The organism is Mesorhizobium sp. B2-2-3 (assembly GCF_006442405.1).
Taxonomy (GTDB): Bacteria; Pseudomonadota; Alphaproteobacteria; order Rhizobiales; family Rhizobiaceae; genus Mesorhizobium.
The window spans coordinates 1-18,636 of sequence record NZ_VFWC01000016.1 but is presented as its reverse complement, the minus strand read 5'-3'; the positions used below and the strand labels follow the sequence as shown (position 1 = coordinate 18,636).

Here is an 18,636-nt window from a genome sequence, read left to right as displayed (position 1 = left end):
AACCTCGGCGTCCCTGGTCGATAGCCACCAGCCAACGGTTTGGGTCATTATTACCGGCGCTTGTGGTCGGCCAGCACCGCGTCGATCACGCGCCAGGATTGTTCGATCTCGGCCGAGTTGACGTCTATCTCGCCGGCGGCGGTGATCAGCGCCTTCCACAGTGCCCAGCCGCGGCCGCGCGCCCAGGTCGCGTCGTCGACGCCGAGGCCAGCGCGGAAGGCCCCCCTGCTCTTTCCCTCGAACAATGTCCAGGCAATCGCCAGATCGCATGAGGGCTCGCCGATGCCGGAGGTGCCGAAGTCGATCACCGCGCTTAGCCTGCCGTGTTCAACCAGAAGATTGCCCCAGCTGACATCGCCGTGGAACCAGACGGGCGGGCCTTGCCAAGGGGCGGCAAGAGCCGTTTCCCAGACAGCGCTTGCCGCGCCGGCATCGATACGGGTGTCGAGCGCCGCGATCGCTTGTCTCGTCTCCCCGTCATAGACGTTCAGCGGCCCGCCGCGAAAGAAATTGTGTTGGCCCGGCCCCGGTCCGCCAGCCGGGTCGATCCGCTTCAGCGCAACCAGAAAGCCGGCCAGGTTCGCCGCGAATTCCGACAGGTTGGCGATACGCTCGCGCTTTGCAGTCTCACCTTCGATCCACCTGTAGACGGACCAATGCCACGGATAGCCTTCGGCCGGGGCTCCCATCGCCAGCGGTATAGGGATGGGCAGCGGCAACAGCGGCGCCAGCCTCGGCAGCCAGCGATGTTCCTTCTCCACTTGCAGGGAATAGGCGGCGGCACTGGGCAACCGAACGGTCATCTCGTCGCCGAGACGAAAGCTTCTGTTGTCCCATCCGCCAGGTTCAATCGGCCGAACCGCAAGATCCCTCCAGCGAGGAAACTGCGCCGCGATCAACCGGCTGACCAAAGCTGCGTCGGTATTCGACTTGCTATCCATCCATCCTAGTGCGGAAACTCGAGCCCCATCTCACGGTAGCGTTCGGGATCGTCGCCCCAGTTCTCGCGCACCTTGACGAACAGGAACAGATGCACCTTTTGCTCGAGGATGCGGGCGATTTCCATACGCGCCGCCTGGCCGATGGCGCGGATGGTCTCGCCCTTGTGGCCGAGCACGATCTTCTTCTGGCTGTCGCGTTCGACATAGATGACCTGCTCGATGCGCACCGAGCCGTCCTTCTTCTCTTCCCATTTCTCGGTTTCGATGTGCGAGGAATAGGGCAGTTCCTGATGCAGCCTGAGATAGAGCTTCTCGCGAGTGATCTCGGCGGCGAGCTGGCGCATCGGCAGATCGGAGATCTGGTCTTCCGGATAATACCAGGGCCCCACCGGGAGCGCCTCGGCAAGGTAATCGAGAAGGTCCTTGCAGCCGGAGCCGGTCAGCGCCGAAACCATGAAGGTGCGCTTGAACGGCACTCTTTCGTTCGCTGCTGCCGCCAGCGCCAACAACGCCTCCGGCTTGACGCGGTCGACCTTGTTGAGGATCAGCGCCATCGGCTGGCGCACATCCTTCAGGCGTTCGAGAATGGCGTCGGCATCACCTCTAATGCCACGCTCGGCATCGATCAGGAGCAGCACGATATCGGCATCCTTGGCGCCGCCCCAGGCTGTCGTCACCATTGCCGTGTCGAGACGCCGCTTTGGCTTGAAGATGCCCGGCGTATCGACGAAGACGATCTGCGCGTTGTCGTGCGTGGCGATGCCTCTGACGATGGCACGCGTCGTCTGCACCTTGTGGGTGACGATTGACACCTTGGCGCCGACAAGCTGGTTGACCAGCGTCGACTTGCCGGCATTGGGCGCACCGATCAGCGCTACGAAGCCGGAATGCGTAACGGCCGCAGGCGCGGCCGGAACCGTGTCTTCCGTGGCTGTCATGCCGCGTCTCCCTGATCGATCCAGACACCTTCACGAATCAGAAGGGCGGCGGCGGCGGCCTGCTCGGCCTCGCGTTTGGAGCGGCCGCTGCCGACAGCCGGCTGGAACCCACCAACCATGACACTGACGGTGAACAGCGGATCGTGATCCGGCCCCTCGCGGCTATCGATGCGGTAGACGGGCACGGCGCTTGCCGCCTGATGCGCCCATTCCTGCAACTCGGTCTTGGCGTCGCGTCGGCCGGCGCCCGACGCCTGCGAGCGCGGCTGCCAATATTTGTGGATGAAAGCGCGCGCCGCTTCCAGCCCTCCGTCGAGGTAGAGCACGGCGATCAGCGATTCCAGTGCGTCGGCGCGCAGATTGACGCGCTTGCGTCCCTCGAGCCCTTGAACGTCGGATCCGGCGCGGATCAGCTCCGGCAGACCAATATGTTCGGCGATCTCCGACAGCGCCTCGGCATTGACCAGCGCGTTGAAACGCAGCGACAATTCGCCTTCCGCCGCATCGGGAAACGCGGCCAGCAGCATATCGGCCACCACCAGGCCGAGAACCCGGTCGCCTAGGAACTCAAAGCGCTCATAGTCGGTGCCGGCATTGGCGCCGCGGGCGCTGGCATGGGTCAAGGCACGCTGCAGGCGCCGGCGGTCGGCAAAGGCATGGCCCGTGCGTTCCACCAGCGCTTCGGCGAGCGCGTCGGCGGTCAGCCGTCTTGTCGCCGCCATGACCCTAATTAACGAAGTGGAAGAGGCGCGAAGCACGCATAAGCGACGGCCATTTCCAAATTTCGAGCGGGCTCGCCTTGCCGGCGATCGAGAAGAAAACAAGGTTGGCCCGGCCAACCAGGTTTTCGGCCGGAACGTAGCCGACGGAGAATCGGCTGTCGGCGGAGTTGTCCCTGTTGTCGCCCATCATGAAATAGTGACCGGGCGGAACATCGAACTCGCGCGTGTTGTCGCCGATCGAGTTCGGCGACAGATCCAGCGTGTCGTAGCTGACGCCGTTGGGCAGCGTCTCGCGATAGACGTCGATCGGATAGTCCTTTTCGGTGATGTCGGGATTGTCGATCTGACCGGTCTTCACGCGCGGGACTCCGACGCCGTTGATGAACAGCTGCCCGTCCTTCACCTGAATCTTGTCGCCGGGCAGGCCCACCACACGTTTGATGTAGTCAACGGACGGGTCCGGCGGGAACTTGAACACCACCACGTCGCCGCGCTTCGGCTCGGAGCCCCAGATGCGGCCCGAGAAGATGTCCGGGCCGAAGGGCAGCGAATAACGGGAATAGCCGTAAGACCATTTGGTGACGAAGAGATAGTCGCCCTCGAGCAGCGTCGGCCGCATCGAACCCGACGGGATCGAAAAGGGTTGGAACAAAAGCGTGCGAATGACCAAGGCAAGCAAAAGCGCCTGGACGATGACGCTGACGGTTTCGCCAAGCCCGCCGGATTTCTTCTGGGGTTTTTCAGCCACGCTCATGTCGTCCTCGATTGTGCGTTGGATGGTATAGAGTCTCGGCGCGCGCTGGGCAACGTCATGCCGGTGGTCAGATGCAATCAATGTGGCGCTTGTTCGACGGGCAACGCTTCGATGATCACAAAGGCTTGAGCAAGCGGAAAATCATCCGTGATGGTGAGATGGATCATCGCCCGATGGCCCTTTGGCAGAATCGCGTTCAGCCGCGCCTCGGCGCCACCGGTCAGTGCCATGGTGGGTGCGCCGCTCGGAAGATTGACGACACCCATGTCGCGCCAAAACACGCCCTGCGCCAGACCGGTGCCCAGTGCCTTGGCGCAGGCCTCCTTGGCGGCGAAGCGCTTGGCGTAGGAGGCCGCCCGCGCCCGACGATTTTCGGAGCGGGCCTGCTCGACCTCGGTGTAGATTCTCTGGATGAAGCGCTGGCCATGGCGCTCCAAGGACTTTTCAATGCGTCTGATATCGATCAGGTCGCTGCCGATGCCGATGATCATCGCGCGGTGGAACCGATGCTTGCGCTTGGGTGAGACGATTGCTCATGGCGGGCCGCGCGCTCTGCCAGCCGTTTGCGCCGCTGCTCGCGAAAGGCGTTCATGCCCCAGCGCGTGATGGCGTAGAACAGAAGCCCAAACGCCAGTCCAAGCGGTATCGCACCGATCAGCATCGGCTTCAGCACCGGGGCCCACAATTGCGCGAAGGAAAGGTTGTGCAGCATCTCGCCCAGATGCGCGGGCGGGCCGTGCGCCGGCAGGCGGTTGTGCAGGATCAGCTTGCCGGTCTCCCAGGAGGCGCCCCACAGCAGCGGGAACGTCAGTGGATTGCCGAAGAATACGGCGCCAAGTGCGGCCGCCACCAGATTGCCGGCTATGAGCCAGCACAGCACCGCGGCAATGGCGAAATGGAAACCCACCGGAAAGAACGAAGCAAAGACGCCAGCGGCGACGCCGGCCGCCACCGCATGCGGCGTGGCCTTCAGCCGCAGGATGCGCTTGGAGAAGTACTGCAGCGAGCGCGAAAACGACCGGCGCGGCCATAGATAGGTACGCACCCGCTCCAAGAGGCCATCAGGCTCGCGGCGTCGAAAAAGCACTCTATTCCAATTCCTGATCTACCAATACCCGCCGTCCTGCCACCCCAAGCCAGGTCACAGCAACTTATCTTGCGCTTCCGGGGCGCAGAAAGGCAACAACGACTTTGATATAGCGACAGGCTGCCTTCGGAACAACGAAACACTGCCGCGATGGTCTGCCGCAGGGGGTAACAAGATCGCCATTGAGGCGAAACTGAGGAAAAGAAGGACGGCCGGCATGGCCACCATTCGACCAGCGCGCGACGACGAGGCGAAAGAGTTGCCCGATATCGAGCAATCCGCCGGGCTGGCGTTTCGTTCCATACCGGACCTCGCCTGGATCGCCGAAGACGGCAATATGAGCGTCGAGCGGCACCGCGCGCTGATCACGGAGGGCACATGCTGGGTCGCCACGGACAAGCGCGACCGCGCCATCGCCTTCTTGAGCGCCAGCGTTGAGGACGATGCATTGCATATCCTGGAATTCGACGTTCGTTTTGAGTGGCAAGGCTCGGGCATCGGCCGAGCCCTGCTGGAGACCGTCATCGAGGAGTCCAGGCGGCGCGGCCTTGCAACGATCACGCTGACGACATTTCGCGATGTTGCTTGGAACGTGCCGTTCTACCGAAAGTTCGGATTCCGCGTCCTGGAGGATGCGCAGATCGATGCGCGGCTCGCCGGGTGGCTGAGACAGGAAGCCGCGCACGGCATGCCGGTGAGCCGGCGCTGCGCAATGCTGCTCGATCTCGCGCGGATTTAACGGCGGCTATTCCAGATATTCACTGACCTCGATCAGATTGTCGTCGGGATCGCGGAAATAGACAGACATCATGCGGCCGCGTGCGCCGATCCGCTCTACTGGTCCAAGTTCCACCGCCACACGATCGGCTTCGAGACTGGCGAGGAGTTCGCCGAGCGGCCGATCGGTGATCAGGCAGAAATCACCGGATCCGGGCGTCGGCGACTTCGCCTTCGGCTCGAAGGTGCGGCCGACCTCGTGGACATTGATCTTTTGGTTGCCGAAAGCCAGCGCTGTCGGCAGGCCCGGCATATCGATGCGCCGAAAGCCCAGAACGCGCTGATAAAAGGCGCAGGTGGCCTCGATCGACGCCACTGTCAGCACGAAATGATCGATACTGACGATCATCCCGCCCCTCTCAGATATTGCGGCTGCCCGGCTTGATCGCCGGTATGGCGGCAAGTTCCGGCGGCAGCCGATCGGCCGGATAGGCCGGCACCTCGTACTCGGCGAGGGCGATCAGCGGCACGCCGACATCGGTCTTGCCGGCGGAGCGGTCGATGATGCAGGCCGCCGCCGTGACCTCGGCGCCAAGTTCGCGCAGGCAGTCGATGGTCTCGCGGATAGACAATCCAGTGGTGACGATGTCCTCGACAATGACGACACGCGCGCCGCGCGCGATCTCGAAGCGGCGCAGCCGGAACTCGCCCCCTTCCCGCTCGACCCAGATCGCCGGCACGCCAAGATGGCGCGAAGTCTCGTAGGCCGGGATCAGCCCGCCGATGGCCGGGCCGACGACATAGTCGATTTTGCCCGGCACGGCGGCGCGGATCTTTTCGGCCAGCGCCTTGCACAGCCGCTCGGTCTTATCGGCATGCATGAACACGCGCGCCTTCTGCAGGAACACCGGACTGCGCAGACCCGACGTCAGAATGAAATGCCCCTCCAGGACAGCACCAGCCTGGCGAAAAATATCCAGCACTTCGTCCGTATTCATCCGTCTATCCCCATGTAGATCAGTCACGTTAGCCATTGACACGCCGTGCATCGCTAACGCTCGAATTGTCCTTGAGCTGCGACAGCAGCCGGTTGAGATGCTTCAGATCCCAGACTTCGAGATCGATCAGCATTTCGGTGAAATCGGGCGCGGTGCGCACCATTGACAGCGTATGGATGTTGGCATCGTTCGAGGCAACGACCTGAGCGATGTCGGCGAGCGATCCCGGTGCATTGATGGCGGTGACGGAAACACGAGCGGGAAAGCGTTCCTTGGTGCGCTCGTCGATGTCCCAGCGCACGTCAATCCAGCGCTCGGGCTGGTCGTCGAAAGCCTGCAGCGCCGGCGACTGGATCGGATAGATGGTGATGCCGGTGCCCGGCTGTACGATTCCGACGATGCGGTCGCCAGGCACCGCCCCTTCCGGCGCGAAACGCACCGGCAGGTCGCCGCGCACGCCACGGATCGGCACCGCGCCGTCGCGCGGCTGGTCCTTGTCCTTGCGCGCGGCACGGCCCGGGATCTGGAACAGCATGCCGGCGGCGTTGCGAATCTTCGACCAGCCTTCCTCGCGCTGCTTGGGCGCCGCCGGCGTGACGCGCTCGTCCTTGTAATCGGGGAAGACGGCTTTCATGACGTCGGTGGACGCCAATTCGCCGCGGCCGACGGACGCCAGCACGTCCTCGATGTCCTTGCGCGCCAGCCGGTGCAGGACGGGCTTCAGGTTTTCCTTGGTGAAATTCTTGCCGGCCCGCTCGAAAGCCCGTTCGAGAATGCGCGCGCCGAGACCCGAATACTGCTTGCGGATGGCGTTCTTGGTGGCGCGGCGAATGGCGGCGCGCGCCTTGCCGGTGACGACGACGGATTCCCACGCGGCCGGCGGCACCTGCGCCTTGGAGCGGATGATCTCCACCTCGTCGCCATTCTTCAGCTCCGTCATCAGCGGCATGATGCGGCCGTTGACCTTGGCGCCGACGCAGGTGTCGCCGACATCGGTGTGAACCGCATAGGCGAAGTCGATCGGCGTGGCACCTTTCGGCAGCGCGATCAGCATGCCCTTGGGGGTGAAGCAGAACACCTGATCCTGGAACAGTTCCAGCTTGGTGTTCTCGAGAAAATCCTCGGGATTGTCGCCCTCGGCGAGTTGTTCGATCGTGCGCCTCAGCCAGGCATAGGCATTGGTTTCCTTCGAGATCGAATGGGCCGTGCCGTTCGCCTTGCCGCCGGTATCCTTGTAGATCGAATGGGCGGCGACGCCATATTCGGCGATCTTGTTCATCTCGCGGGTGCGGATCTGAAGCTCGACGCGCTGACGCGACGGCCCGACGATTGTGGTGTGGATCGAGCGGTAGTCGTTCTGCTTCGGTGTTGAGATGTAGTCCTTGAAACGGCCGGGCACCATCGACCAGGCGGTGTGGATGGCGCCGAGCGCGCGATAGCAGTCCTCGACATTGTCGACGACGACGCGAAAGCCGAAAATGTCGGACAATTGCTCGAAGGAGAGCGCCTTGGCCTCCATCTTGCGGAACACCGACCACGGCTTCTTCTGCCGGCTTTTGACGCCTGCATTGATCGCGTGTTTCTCGAACAGAGCCGACAGCGCTTTCTCGATCTCCGACAGCACACCCTTGTTGCGCTCGAAAATCTCGGCGAGCCTGGCGGTGACGGCGCGATAGGCTTCCGGATTGATGTAGCGGAAGGCGATCTCCTCCAGTTCCTCGCGCATGCCCTGCATGCCCATGCGCCCGGCCAGCGGCGCATAGATATCCATCGTCTCCTCGGCGATGCGCAGGCGCTTGGCTTCCGGCACATGGTCGAGGGTGCGCATATTGTGCAAGCGGTCCGCGAGCTTGACCAGAAGCACGCGCACGTCTTCCGAGATCGCCAGCAGAAGCTTGCGCAGGTTCTCGGCCTGCTCGGCCTTCTTGGAGACGAGGTCGAGCTTCTTCAGCTTGGTCAGGCCCTCGACCAGCTTGCCCATTTCGGGCCCGAACAGTTCGTCGATCTCGGCCCTGGTCGCCGTGGTGTCCTCGATCGTGTCATGCAGCAGGGCGACGGCGATCGTCGCCTCGTCCATGTGCATTTCGGTGAGGATGGCGGCGACTTCGAGCGGATGCGAGAAATAGGGGTCGCCGGAAGCGCGCTTCTGGTGGCCATGCTTCTGCATGGCATAGACATAGGCCTTGTTGAGCAACGCCTCGTTGACGTCAGGCTTGTAGCGCTGGACGCGCTCGACAAGCTCATACTGACGCATCATGGGCGGAATCTCTCGGCGATGAAATGAATCATGCGCCGCACTGCTGCACGGCGCATGTCATAGATAGCCACGAAACTGCCGGGACGGAAGTGCCGGAAGATTGTTCCAGGCGCCTCCGCAAAGCAGTCTTAGTAGTCGTCGCTCTTTTCCGGCGGCACCAGGCCTTCGATGCCGGCCAGCAGGTCTTCCTCGGTCATGCGATCGAAGGCGATGTTGTCCTCGGCATCATCGGTATCGGCGGCCGTGACGGCTGCGCCGGTCTGATCGGCGATCGCCTCGCCATCGGCTTCGGGCTCGTCGACCTCGACATGCTTCTGCAGCGAATGGATCAGGTCTTCCTTGAGGTCGTCGGGCGACAATGTCTCGTCGGCGATCTCGCGCAGTGCGATGACCGGGTTCTTGTCATTGTCGCGCGGGACGGTGATCTGCGCGCCTTGGCTGATCTGACGAGCACGGTGGCCGGCCAGAAGCACCAGCTCGAAGCGGTTGTCGACCTTGTCGATGCAATCTTCAACGGTTACGCGGGCCATGGATTGCCCCTTTCATGCCTGGATTTAATGGAAAACAGGCGCGGTCAATAACCCGAACGCCGCCGAAATACAAGCATTATGGAATGCCGGGGCCGGAGAACGCAGGATCTGTCATTGCTTCGTCGGATTCCTTCGAAACCGTTTCGGTCGAGCTCCGGTGCGCCCGGTACCAAGCCGGCGATCACAATTGCTTGCAGTGCGGCAACGAACCCTTGGATTGCCACAAAACTGGCGTTATTTCGAAAAGCGTAAGGTCAGCCGGTTTATTGCGAACCCTACTGATAGTCGCATTTCGTTTTGACGGCCGCTTATTTCGAAAAGGAATTTTTCCATGTTCGACCCCCGTGAAAAGATCGCCCTGTTCATCGACGGCGCCAATCTCTACGCCACGTCGCGCGCGCTCGGTTTCGACATCGATTATCGCAAGCTCCTGTCGAGCTTCCAGAAACGCGGTTACCTGCTGCGCGCCTACTATTACACCGCCCTGGTCGAGGATCAGGAATATTCCTCGATCCGGCCGCTGATCGACTGGCTCGACTATAACGGCTTCAAGGTGGTCACCAAGCCGGCCAAGGAATTCACCGACTCGACCGGCCGCCGCAAGATCAAGGGCAACATGGACATCGAATTGACCGTCGATGCGCTGGAACTGGCCGATGTCGTCGACCACTATGTCATCTTCTCCGGGGACGGCGATTTCCGCACGCTGGTCGAGGCGCTGCAGCGGCGCGGGCGCAAGGTGTCGATCGTCTCGACCATGGCCTCGCAGCCGCCGATGATCTCCGACGATCTGCGTCGCCAGGCCGACCATTTCATCGACCTGATGACGTTGAAGAACGAGGTGGGCCGCGATCCCTCCGAAAGGCCGGTGCGCCGACCCGAACCGGCCGAGACGGAAGAGGACGAGTACTGAGGGCGGCTGCGTTGGCCGCACATCTGGCCGCCTCCCCGGAACCCGATCGCGATTGCCCGCTCTGTCCGCGGCTGCACGGTTTCATTGCCGAGTGGCGGCAACGCGAGCCATCGTGGTTCAACGCGCCGGTTCCGACCTTCCTGCCGCCCGAAGGCGACGATTCGGTCCGGCTGCTGATCGTCGGGCTTGCGCCCGGCCTGCGCGGAGCGAACCGCACGGGCCGGCCTTTCACGGGCGACTATGCCGGCGACCTGCTCTACGGCACGTTGATCGCGCACGGCTTGGCGCGCGGCGAGTTCAAGGCACGGCCTGACGATGGGTTGGAGCTCGTTGGAACGGCAATCACCAACGCCGTCCGCTGCGTGCCTCCCGAGAACAAGCCTGTGGGCGCCGAGATCGCCACCTGCCGGACTTTCCTTGTGCCGACGATCGCACGGTTTCCCAATTTGCGGGCCGTGCTGACACTTGGTTCGATCGCGCACCAGTCGACCGTGCGGGCACTGGGCCAGCGCGTCGCCGCCTATCCCTTCAAGCATGGCGGGCGGCAGGAGGCCGGTGGCATCACGCTGTTTTCCAGCTATCACTGCTCGCGCTACAACACCAACACCGGCGTGCTGACCGAAGCGATGTTCGTCAGCGTTTTCAGGGAAATTGCGGGGTTCCTGGATTCGTAGGGTCTGGAATTGCCTTACAACGCCGGCGCGAACAACGCGGCCAGCGTCTCCTGACCGCCTTGCAGAACGTTCAGGTCGACGTCACCGACGATGCCCTCGACGCGGCCCCTGTTGTGGTACTGCCAGTAGACCCAATCGTCGCGACCCGGCTCGAGCAGCAGTGAGCGAAGCCAGAGCGGACGGGCGGCGATCTGTCCTGCATAGGCCGTTGCCGCATCGTCGGCCAGATAGATGATGGCCTTCTTGCCAAAGGCGGCTTCAACGGGACCGAGGAAGGCCTGGAGTTCGGCATCGAGTTGTTCGGGCGAAGGGCGCTGCGGGCAATTGCCGCCGAACTCGATGTCGACAACCGGCGGCAGCAAAGGCTGGTCGTGCGGCACCACGGCGATGAAATTCTTTGCCTGGTCGGCGCCCGGCCGGCAGAAGGTGAAAAAGTGATAGGCGCCGACAGCGAGCCCGGCAGCACGAGCTTCGCGCAGATTGGTGACGAAGGCATCGTCGACATGATCGCCGCCTTCGGTCGCCTTGATGACCGCAAAGGCGACGTCGTCGGCGGCAACGCGCCCCCAGTCGATCCGGCCCTGATGATGGGAAACGTCGATGCCCCTGACAGGATATTTGCCGCGATCCGGAGAAAACGCATGGAAATAGAAGAAGCCGCCAGCGACCATGAGGATTGCAAAAACCAGGCTGACCGATCCCCAGAGGATGATCCGGTTCTTCAAGACTGTCCCCTCCGGTATTCTGGCTCCTTGGCTAGAACCCTGAAAGCCAAACACTTATCCGCTTGGCTACCGCCTGATGGCTGTCACCCGCGCTCTTTCAAGAGCCTGCCCTTCTCACGCGACCAGTCGCGCTGCTTTTCCGTCTCGCGCTTGTCGTGCAGCTTCTTGCCGCGACCTACGGCGAGCAGCAGCTTGGCCCGGCCCTGTTCGTTGAAATAGATCTTCAGCGGCACCAGGGTCATGCCTTCGCGGTCGACGCTCTGCGACAGCTTGGCCATCTCGCGCTTGTTGAGCAGCAGTTTGCGGCGCCGGCGCGGCTCGTGGTTGAAGCGGTTGGCCTGCAGATATTCCGGTAGATAGGAGTTGATCAGCCAAATCTCGCCGCCCTCGACCGAGGCATAGCTGTCCTGGATGTTGGCCTGGCCCTGGCGCAGCGACTTGACCTCGGTGCCGGTCAGCACCAGGCCGGCCTCGATCGTGTCGAGCACCTCATAGGAAAACCGCGCCTTGCGGTTTTCCGCAACGGTCTTGTTGTTGGGATCGGCTTTTCTGACTTGATTCATAATGCGGAGAGGTGGCGCCTCATCCCTAATTTATCAAGCCGGCGTGCTTCATCGCCGCGTCGATCTTTTCGGCCGTCGACTGTTCGACCGTGACCAGCGGCGAACGCAGCACGTTCTCGACCTTGCCGAGCTTCGAAAGCGCATATTTGGCGCCGGATACGCCGGGTTCGATAAAGATCGCCTTGTGCAGCGGCAGCAAGCGATCCTGCAATTCCAGCGCCTTGGCGCTGTCGCCGGACAGCGTCGCCTCCTGGAATTCAGCACAAAGCCGCGGCGCGACGTTGGCCGTCACCGAGATACAGCCGACACCGCCATGCGCGTTGAAGCCGAGCGCGGATGCATCTTCGCCGGAAAGCTGGATGAAATCCTTGCCGCAGGTCATACGCTGCTCGGAAACCCGTTCGACCTTGCCGGTCGCGTCCTTGACGCCGACGATATTCTTGAAGTCGTGCGCCAGCCGGCCCATCGTCTCCGGCATCATGTCGATGACCGAGCGTGGCGGGATGTTGTAGATGATGATCGGCAGCTTGGTTGCCCTTGCGACGGCGGCGAAGTGCTCATAGAGGCCGCGCTGCGTCGGCTTGTTGTAGTAGGGAGTGACGACAAGTGCAGCATCGGCGCCTGCCTGTTCGGCATATTGGACCAGGCCGATCGCTTCCGCGGTGTTGTTGGAGCCAGCGCCGGCGACGACCGGAGCGCGACCCCTGGCCGCCTCGATGCAGACCTTGACCACCTGACGATGCTCGTCATGCGACAGCGTCGGCGACTCGCCGGTGGTGCCAACGGGAACAAGGGCTGTCGTGCCCTCCGCAAGTTGCCAGTCGACAAAGGCGCGAAAGGCTTTCTCGTCGAAACGCCCGCTCTTTTCGAACGGTGTCACGAGCGCGGTCAGCGAGCCTCTCAGCATGTTCGTCCAACTCCTTGGGACTTCTTGTTCACGCATATCGTTATCCCAAAACCGGTAGCCACTTTTGGGCGATAGGCATGGGTGTTTTCGTCTCTGGTCTTAATGTCGCGCCTTCTAACCGAAAGCGAGGCGGCGCACCATAGTCTCGACATGGTTGCGCGGCAAGCATTGCCATGCTGCCAGCAAACGCAATTCGAACGGCCTCGATAACCTTTTGTTAACTGGCCCTTCATGACCTAAGTTTACGGTCTGGTCCAGGTCGCGAAGCTTCCGCGCCTGCTGGTGATGTGTAAAGGCTGAACGATGCCGACTAGGCGGCCTCATCTTTTCGCGCTCCTGGGCGCGGTCGTCGCGCTGATGCCGGAGATGGCGATCGGCGGCAGCGTCGACGTGCAGTTGACATCGGCCATTCCGGTGCCCGGCATGCAAAGCTCGCAAGATGCGGGTCCACGCGATACGGCCCCCTCTGCCAGCATCGTGCAGTTGAAGAGCGGTCTGGACGCACTGGCGGCGGGCGACATTCCCGGTGCCCGCGCCGCGCGCGATGCCCTTTCCGCCGGTTCGCTCGACCAGCACATCCTTGCCTGGGCAATCGCGCTGTATGGCGGCGACAAGATGCCGAGCGGCGACATTGCGGCCGCAGCGAAGATGTTGCCCAACTGGCCGGGGACAACCGCGCTGCGCAAGAACAGCGAACGCGCACTCTATCGCGAGAACCCCGCCCCCGACATCGTTGTGCAGGCGTTCGACGGCAGCCAGCCGCAGACATTCGAAGGCGTGATGCTTCTTGCCCGCGCCTATGTGGCCCTGGGCAAGGCAGAGGCGGCGCGTTCGGTGCTGGTGCCGTTCTGGCGCACCGCGATCCTGGAGGCCAAGGACGAGACAGCGCTGATCAAGGAGTTCGGCGGGCTGATCCCGGCCGCCGATCACCGATTCCGCATGGAGCGCATGTTCTACGCCGACCGGGTCGGCGCGGCGCAGCGCGTCGCCGGCCCGGCGCAAGCGGAGCAACTGGCCACCGCCTGGGCGGCGGCCGACAAGGGCGACAAGAACACCCCCAAGCTGCTCAAGGCGGTGCCGGCTTCACAGCGTTCTGCCGGCTATTTCTTCGCGCAAGCCGAATATCTTCGCAAGCAAGACAATATTGCCGACGCCGCCGCCATCGTGATGAAGGCGCCGACGGATCGCGAAGCGCTGGTCGACCCGGATGCCTGGTGGGTGGAGCGCCGGGTACTGTCGCGCGAGCTGGTCGACAAGGGTGACATGAAAGCCGCCTACAGGATCGTCGCCATGCATGCGGCCGAAAGCACAGCGAACGCCGCCGAAGCCGAATTCCATGCCGGCTGGTACGCGCTGCGCGGTCTGAACGATCCCAGGCTTGCCGCAACACATTTCGCGCGCATCGCCGACCTTGCGCAGGGGCCGATGACATTGTCGCGCGCCTATTACTGGCTCGGCCGCGCCGCCGAAGTTGGTGGTCCAGGTAACGCAAAGGACTATTTTGCGCGCGCGGCGGCCTATGGCACGACATTCTACGGCCAGCTCGCCGCCGAGCGCATTGGTCGCCCGACGCTGAACATCGTCTATCCCACACCGAGTGCCGCCGACCGCCAGAGTTTTGCCGGTCGCGAAGCCGTCGCCGCCATCAAGCGGCTGCAGGAGGCGGGCTACGACCGTTATGCCGAAACGCTCTATCGTGACCTTGCAGGACAGTTGACCAGCCCGGGCGAACTGGCGCTCCTGGCCGTGCTGGCGGAAAAGCAGGGCAACCACTTCATGTCGCTCAAGATCGGCAAGATCGCCGGCGCGCGTGGCATCGATGTCGGCGCGCTGTCGCATCCTTTGGGGGTCATCCCCGATAGCGCCGATATTTCCGGTTCGGGCAAGGCGCTGGCCTATGCCATCGCCCGCCAGGAAAGCGAATTCAACATCGGCGCCATATCGAGCGCCGGCGCGCGCGGGCTGCTGCAGCTGATGCCGGCAACCGCCAAGCAACTGGCGAAGAAGGCCGGGCTGCAATTCTCGCAGGCACGCCTGACCACCGATGCCGGCTACAATGCGACGCTGGGCTCGGCCTTCCTCGGCCAGCAGCTCGACCGCTTCAACGGCTCCTATGTGCTGACCTTCGCCGGCTACAATGCCGGCCCCAGCCGCGCTGCCCAATGGGTGGCGAAATACGGCGATCCGCGCGGCAAGGACATCGACGCCGTCGTTGACTGGATCGAGCGGATTCCTTACACGGAAACAAGGAGTTATGTGCAGCGCGTGATGGAGAACTACGAGGTGTACAAGATGCGCATTTCCGGCAAGTATGACATTGTGGGAGATCTTGTGAACGGGCGAAGTTGACGGCTTTCGTTTCCTTGCGAGAGGAGTTGGCCTCGCGCGGATCCACTCGCCTTGGCTGAGTGAAGGGCCTCGCCACCTTCGGCCCGCAAGAGGAGAAGTAACTGCTCCATTTGACCATCCCTTCCCTCGCCTGTAGCAGACGGACCATCCGGCGAGAGCAAGGGGCAGCATTCCAATGGCGAGCGAAGGTTTCTCCGATTTCTTCTACGCGGGACCCAATGGGCTGAAGCTCCATGCCCGGATCTATGGCGACGCAAATTCGCGACATTGGCCAGTCGTCTGTCTGCCCGGGCTCACCCGCAATGCACGCGACTTCCACGAACTCGCGCTCTATTTGGCCGGCAAAGCGGGAAGCCCACGCAAGGTCGTCGCCTTTGACTGTCGCGGCCGCGGGCAGTCCGATTATGATCCCGATGTCAGCCGCTACAATGTCGGCGTCGAAGCCGGCGACATTCTTGCCGGACTGGCGGCATTGGGAATCGAGGAAGCCGCCTTCGTCGGCACCTCGCGCGGCGGCCTGGTCATTCACGTCCTGGGTGCGCTGCGGCCGGCCATATTGAAAGCGATCGTGCTGAACGATATCGGACCGGTGATCGAGCCGGCCGGCCTTGCCTATATCCAGTCGTATCTCGAACGCAAACCGAAGCCGAAGACCTTCGCCGAAGCAGTGGCAGCCCAACGCCGCGTTCATGGCCGGGATTTTTCAGCGCTCGCCGATGCGGACTGGGAGCGCATGGTGCTGGCGCTCTACCGCGAAACGGATCAGGGCCTGCTGCCGGATTTCGACCCGAAGCTGGTCGACACTGTTGCAAATCTCGACCTGACGCAGCCGCTGCCGGCGCTGTGGCGGCAATTCGACGCGCTGTCGGCCCTTCCCATGCTCGCCATACGCGGCGCCAATTCGAGTTTGCTGTCGGTGGACACACAGCGGCAGATGCGGGAGCGCCATCCGGCAATGCAGACGATCACCGTCGAAGGCCAGGGTCACGCCCCTTTTCTCGAAACCGGAACCTTGCCGGGCGACATCGCCGCTTTCCTCGACAGAGCCGAGCGGCTGCCGACCCGCCTTTAAAAACCGTTGCCGGCGAGGCAAACGACAGCAGGGCGACCAAGGTAGGTTCCGAAGCCGGAATAGCATGCCTGAAATAACCCGCAGATCGGGGGATCCACGGAATTGGTTGTCCACAGCGTCTTCAAAGCGTGAACTTATCGGGACTTTGAGGCCTTCTTCATTGCCTTAGCCGTGGTCTTCACGGCTGCCGGCTGGTCTGCCGCACCGCGCGCGGCAGCGCGCGGGGACGGTTCGGGCGCTGCCTTCACGCTGTCGGCGCCGCCAGACCGGGGTACTTCCAGCACGGTGACGCAGCCGTCGAGGTCATTGGTGGCCAGATGCGCATAGCGCATCGTCATCGACAGGGTCTGGTGGCCGAGCCACATCTGCACGCGCCTGATGTCGATACCGCCCTGAACAAGACGCGAGGCGCAGGTATGGCGCAGAATGTGCGGCACCACCTGGTCGTCGGCGGCCAGACCGACTTCGGCCTTCGCATCGTTCCAGATGGCACGGTATTGAGCCTGGCTGAATGTGGTGAACGGGCCTTTCGGCCGACGGCCTTCGCCGGGAGGCAGCTTGATCACTTCCTTGACACGCTCGGTCATCGGAATGGTGCGGCTTCGGCCGGACTTGGTGATCCAGAAGGAGACGCGATGCTCCTGGATGTCGTTCCAGATCAGCCCGAGCGCCTCGCCAAGGCGGCAGCCAGTGTCGACCAGGAAGACGGAAAGCCGGTAGGCATTCTCGCTGCGGCTCCTGATGGCAGCAAACAGCCTGGCCTCCTCGTCCCTTTCAAGGAAACGAATCCGTCCCGACCGCTCCTTCTGGCGGCGGAACTCGGGCAGGCTGTGGATATCTCCCATCTTGTAGGCCTTGCGCAGCAGTTTGCTGAGGGCAGCCATCTTCCGATTGATGGTTGCGTTGCTGTTGCCGCGCTGGCGCAAGGTGCCGATAAGGTTGTCCAGGGTACTCTGGTCAAAGGCGCTGAAACGCTCCCCGAGCAGAATCTCGTCTATCTCGCCGATGAACGAGCTGACATTGTATTTATGTCGCCCATCATCCCACAATATATCTCGATATGCCGAAAAAAGATCTCCAACCCTATGCGATTTTACTTCTCGTATCCTATTGTAGGTGTAGTTAAACTTTGAGTTCTGAGAAGAAAACATCGAAAAATGATCGGAGGGCTCGCCCTCTTGAATCGCTTCGGTCGTCATCATTTGCCACACCCCCGAGTGGGATAGATTCAGCCCTATCCGCTTGGGAGCGTCCTTTCAAGAGATTTGAATCACGCAGTTGTGATTTCATCCGCCATCAGCGGATCCCACGAAACCATCCCACGGACTCTATTCAGCTACCGTTACCCCCTGTTCCTTCTGTTTGCCTTGATCCAGTCACGAAACAAAAACAGCCCGGGCGTTGATGCGCCCGGGCTGGATTTCACCTGTATGGAACCAGCCCTTAGAACGAGCGCTGGAAGCGGAGGATACCGCCGATGCTGCTCTTCTTGTCGGCGCCGGTCCAGTTGGAGAAGTCGGCGTCGTCGAACCTGCCTGCATTGAGGTAGTCGACTTCGGCCGTGACCGTGAAGCCCGGGACGACGTCGTAGGCGATGTTCGCCGCGATGCCCAGGTTCTTCCAATCGTCATACGACACCTGCGCGTTGAACGAGGTCTTCTCGTTGAACTTGTAGGTACCGCCGCCCCAGACAGCCCAGTTGCCGCCCCACTGCTTGTAGAAACCGCGACCATGGGCGTCGACAAAATTGCCGGCGTCGTCGTTGAGGTTGTCATCGGTGCCGTAACCGCCCATGACCCACAGCGACAGTGCGTCGTTGACGTTCACGTCCAAGCGAACCTTGCCGGCAACTTCTTCGTAGTTGCTGTCATAAGCGACGACACCGCTGATGGCGCCCCAGCCCTGCGTCCACTTCAGACCGCCGACGACATGCGGAACGTAGCTGTCGATCGTGCCGACAACGCCCGCGCCTTCTTCGAGCGAGACCACGGCCGAGAAGCCGTTGCCAGCGTCGAAGTAGTACTGGACGACGTTGGTGTCGAAATCGCCGTAAGGAACCAGCGTATCCTGGATCACGTTGCCGGCGTAGCCGACGAACGTATCGAAGGCCGATTCGTCCTTACCAACGCGGAGACCGCCGAGCTGGATCCAGGCGAAGTTCAGCGAGACGTCCTTGTTATGGGCGGTGTTGAACGGCTCGATTGCGTTGTCGTTGCCGAAGTTGAAGCGGGTCTCGGTGTAGGTCTTCAACGTGCCGAGCTCGGTTTCCTGGCCGGTCCAGGTCTTCAGCGTGAAGCGGGCATTTTTGTGCCAGGCATCATTTACCGAGCCGTCCTGGTGGTCCGCAGTCTTCGAACCGTTGAACGTGCCGACGTCGCCGCCGCCGATGTCATAACGGATGTAGCCGCCGATGCGCAGGCAGGTCTCGGTGCCGGGGATGTAGAAGTAGCCAGCGCCGTAGACGTCGCAAATCTTGACGTATTCAGCGG

General features: G+C 62.3%; 20 protein-coding genes. 5 read left to right on the top strand and 15 right to left on the bottom strand.

Going from position 1 to position 18,636, the window contains the following annotated elements; translation table 11 throughout:
• Positions 1-50 precede the first annotated feature (50 nt).
• From FJ951_RS24605 to FJ951_RS24580, 6 genes are all read right to left on the bottom strand, one after another.
• Positions 51-941: an aminoglycoside phosphotransferase family protein gene (locus tag FJ951_RS24605; RefSeq protein ID WP_140517807.1), complete on the bottom strand. Its 891-nt coding sequence runs from the start codon at positions 939-941 to the stop codon at positions 51-53.
• A gap of 5 nt (positions 942-946) precedes the next feature.
• Entirely contained in the window at positions 947-1,879 is a 933-nt protein-coding gene (era, locus tag FJ951_RS24600) for a GTPase Era (protein ID WP_140517806.1), read from the bottom strand.
• Positions 1,876-2,601, bottom strand: coding sequence for a ribonuclease III (gene rnc / locus FJ951_RS24595; RefSeq protein ID WP_140494593.1), 726 nt, complete (start codon positions 2,599-2,601; stop codon positions 1,876-1,878). The genes era and rnc overlap by 4 nt, the downstream gene beginning before the upstream one ends.
• A 4-nt stretch (positions 2,602-2,605) precedes the next feature.
• Positions 2,606-3,355, bottom strand: coding sequence for a signal peptidase I (lepB, locus tag FJ951_RS24590; protein WP_140517805.1), 750 nt, complete (start codon positions 3,353-3,355; stop codon positions 2,606-2,608).
• Positions 3,356-3,432: 77 nt separating this feature from the next.
• The gene (gene acpS, locus FJ951_RS24585; protein ID WP_140494597.1) at positions 3,433-3,846 is read right to left on the bottom strand and encodes a holo-ACP synthase; all 414 of its coding nucleotides are present in this window, start codon (positions 3,844-3,846) and stop codon (positions 3,433-3,435) included.
• A complete protein-coding gene (locus FJ951_RS24580) occupies positions 3,843-4,442 on the bottom strand; it encodes a DUF2062 domain-containing protein (protein ID WP_140517804.1) in 600 nt (199 codons plus the stop codon). The genes acpS and FJ951_RS24580 overlap by 4 nt, the downstream gene beginning before the upstream one ends.
• A 217-nt stretch (positions 4,443-4,659) precedes the next feature.
• Between FJ951_RS24580 and FJ951_RS24575 the strand changes: the two genes are divergently transcribed.
• Entirely contained in the window at positions 4,660-5,181 is a 522-nt protein-coding gene (locus FJ951_RS24575; protein WP_140517803.1) for a GNAT family N-acetyltransferase, read from the top strand.
• A 6-nt stretch (positions 5,182-5,187) separates the two neighbouring features.
• Here FJ951_RS24575 and FJ951_RS24570 read toward each other — a convergent pair whose 3' ends face one another.
• The 4 genes from FJ951_RS24570 to rpoZ form a co-directional block, all read right to left on the bottom strand.
• Positions 5,188-5,568: a VOC family protein gene (locus FJ951_RS24570; protein WP_140517802.1), complete on the bottom strand. Its 381-nt coding sequence runs from the start codon at positions 5,566-5,568 to the stop codon at positions 5,188-5,190.
• Between the two features lie 10 nt (positions 5,569-5,578).
• A complete protein-coding gene (gene pyrE / locus FJ951_RS24565) occupies positions 5,579-6,157 on the bottom strand; it encodes an orotate phosphoribosyltransferase (RefSeq protein WP_140517801.1) in 579 nt (192 codons plus the stop codon).
• A gap of 28 nt (positions 6,158-6,185) precedes the next feature.
• Positions 6,186-8,414 (bottom strand): bifunctional (p)ppGpp synthetase/guanosine-3',5'-bis(diphosphate) 3'-pyrophosphohydrolase, encoded by a 2,229-nt coding sequence (locus FJ951_RS24560; RefSeq protein WP_140517800.1) that lies wholly within the window; start codon positions 8,412-8,414, stop codon positions 6,186-6,188.
• Positions 8,415-8,542: 128 nt separating this feature from the next.
• Positions 8,543-8,944 carry a DNA-directed RNA polymerase subunit omega gene (gene rpoZ, locus FJ951_RS24555; protein ID WP_140494610.1) on the bottom strand — a complete coding sequence of 134 codons (402 nt, stop codon included), beginning with the start codon at positions 8,942-8,944 and terminating at the stop codon, positions 8,543-8,545.
• 331 nt (positions 8,945-9,275) lie between these two features.
• Between rpoZ and FJ951_RS24550 the strand changes: the two genes are divergently transcribed.
• Both FJ951_RS24550 and FJ951_RS24545 read left to right on the top strand, forming a co-directional pair.
• The gene (locus FJ951_RS24550; RefSeq protein WP_140494612.1) at positions 9,276-9,857 is read left to right on the top strand and encodes an NYN domain-containing protein; all 582 of its coding nucleotides are present in this window, start codon (positions 9,276-9,278) and stop codon (positions 9,855-9,857) included.
• Between the two features lie 11 nt (positions 9,858-9,868).
• Entirely contained in the window at positions 9,869-10,531 is a 663-nt protein-coding gene (locus FJ951_RS24545) for a uracil-DNA glycosylase (protein WP_246671776.1), read from the top strand.
• 14 nt (positions 10,532-10,545) lie between these two features.
• On the opposite strand, the gene FJ951_RS24540 is transcribed toward FJ951_RS24545, so the two are convergent.
• From FJ951_RS24540 to dapA, 3 genes are all read right to left on the bottom strand, one after another.
• On the bottom strand, positions 10,546-11,256 hold the full coding sequence (locus FJ951_RS24540; RefSeq protein WP_140517799.1) for a GH25 family lysozyme: 711 nt from the start codon (positions 11,254-11,256) through the stop codon (positions 10,546-10,548).
• 83 nt (positions 11,257-11,339) lie between these two features.
• Positions 11,340-11,819: an SsrA-binding protein SmpB gene (gene smpB / locus FJ951_RS24535; protein ID WP_140517798.1), complete on the bottom strand. Its 480-nt coding sequence runs from the start codon at positions 11,817-11,819 to the stop codon at positions 11,340-11,342.
• 25 nt (positions 11,820-11,844) lie between these two features.
• Positions 11,845-12,726 (bottom strand): 4-hydroxy-tetrahydrodipicolinate synthase, encoded by an 882-nt coding sequence (dapA, locus tag FJ951_RS24530; RefSeq protein ID WP_140517797.1) that lies wholly within the window; start codon positions 12,724-12,726, stop codon positions 11,845-11,847.
• A gap of 303 nt (positions 12,727-13,029) precedes the next feature.
• Here dapA and FJ951_RS24525 point away from each other — a divergent pair, with 303 nt between their 5' ends.
• Both FJ951_RS24525 and FJ951_RS24520 read left to right on the top strand, forming a co-directional pair.
• Positions 13,030-15,075 carry a lytic transglycosylase domain-containing protein gene (locus FJ951_RS24525; protein ID WP_140517796.1) on the top strand — a complete coding sequence of 682 codons (2,046 nt, stop codon included), beginning with the start codon at positions 13,030-13,032 and terminating at the stop codon, positions 15,073-15,075.
• Positions 15,076-15,250: 175 nt separating this feature from the next.
• The gene (locus tag FJ951_RS24520) at positions 15,251-16,147 is read left to right on the top strand and encodes an alpha/beta hydrolase (protein ID WP_140517795.1); all 897 of its coding nucleotides are present in this window, start codon (positions 15,251-15,253) and stop codon (positions 16,145-16,147) included.
• Between the two features lie 134 nt (positions 16,148-16,281).
• Here FJ951_RS24520 and FJ951_RS24515 read toward each other — a convergent pair whose 3' ends face one another.
• Positions 16,282-17,349 (bottom strand): site-specific integrase, encoded by a 1,068-nt coding sequence (locus FJ951_RS24515; RefSeq protein ID WP_140517794.1) that lies wholly within the window; start codon positions 17,347-17,349, stop codon positions 16,282-16,284.
• A gap of 241 nt (positions 17,350-17,590) precedes the next feature.
• A partial coding sequence (locus FJ951_RS24510; protein ID WP_140517793.1) for a porin occupies positions 17,591-18,636 on the bottom strand: 1,046 nt, incomplete at its 5' end.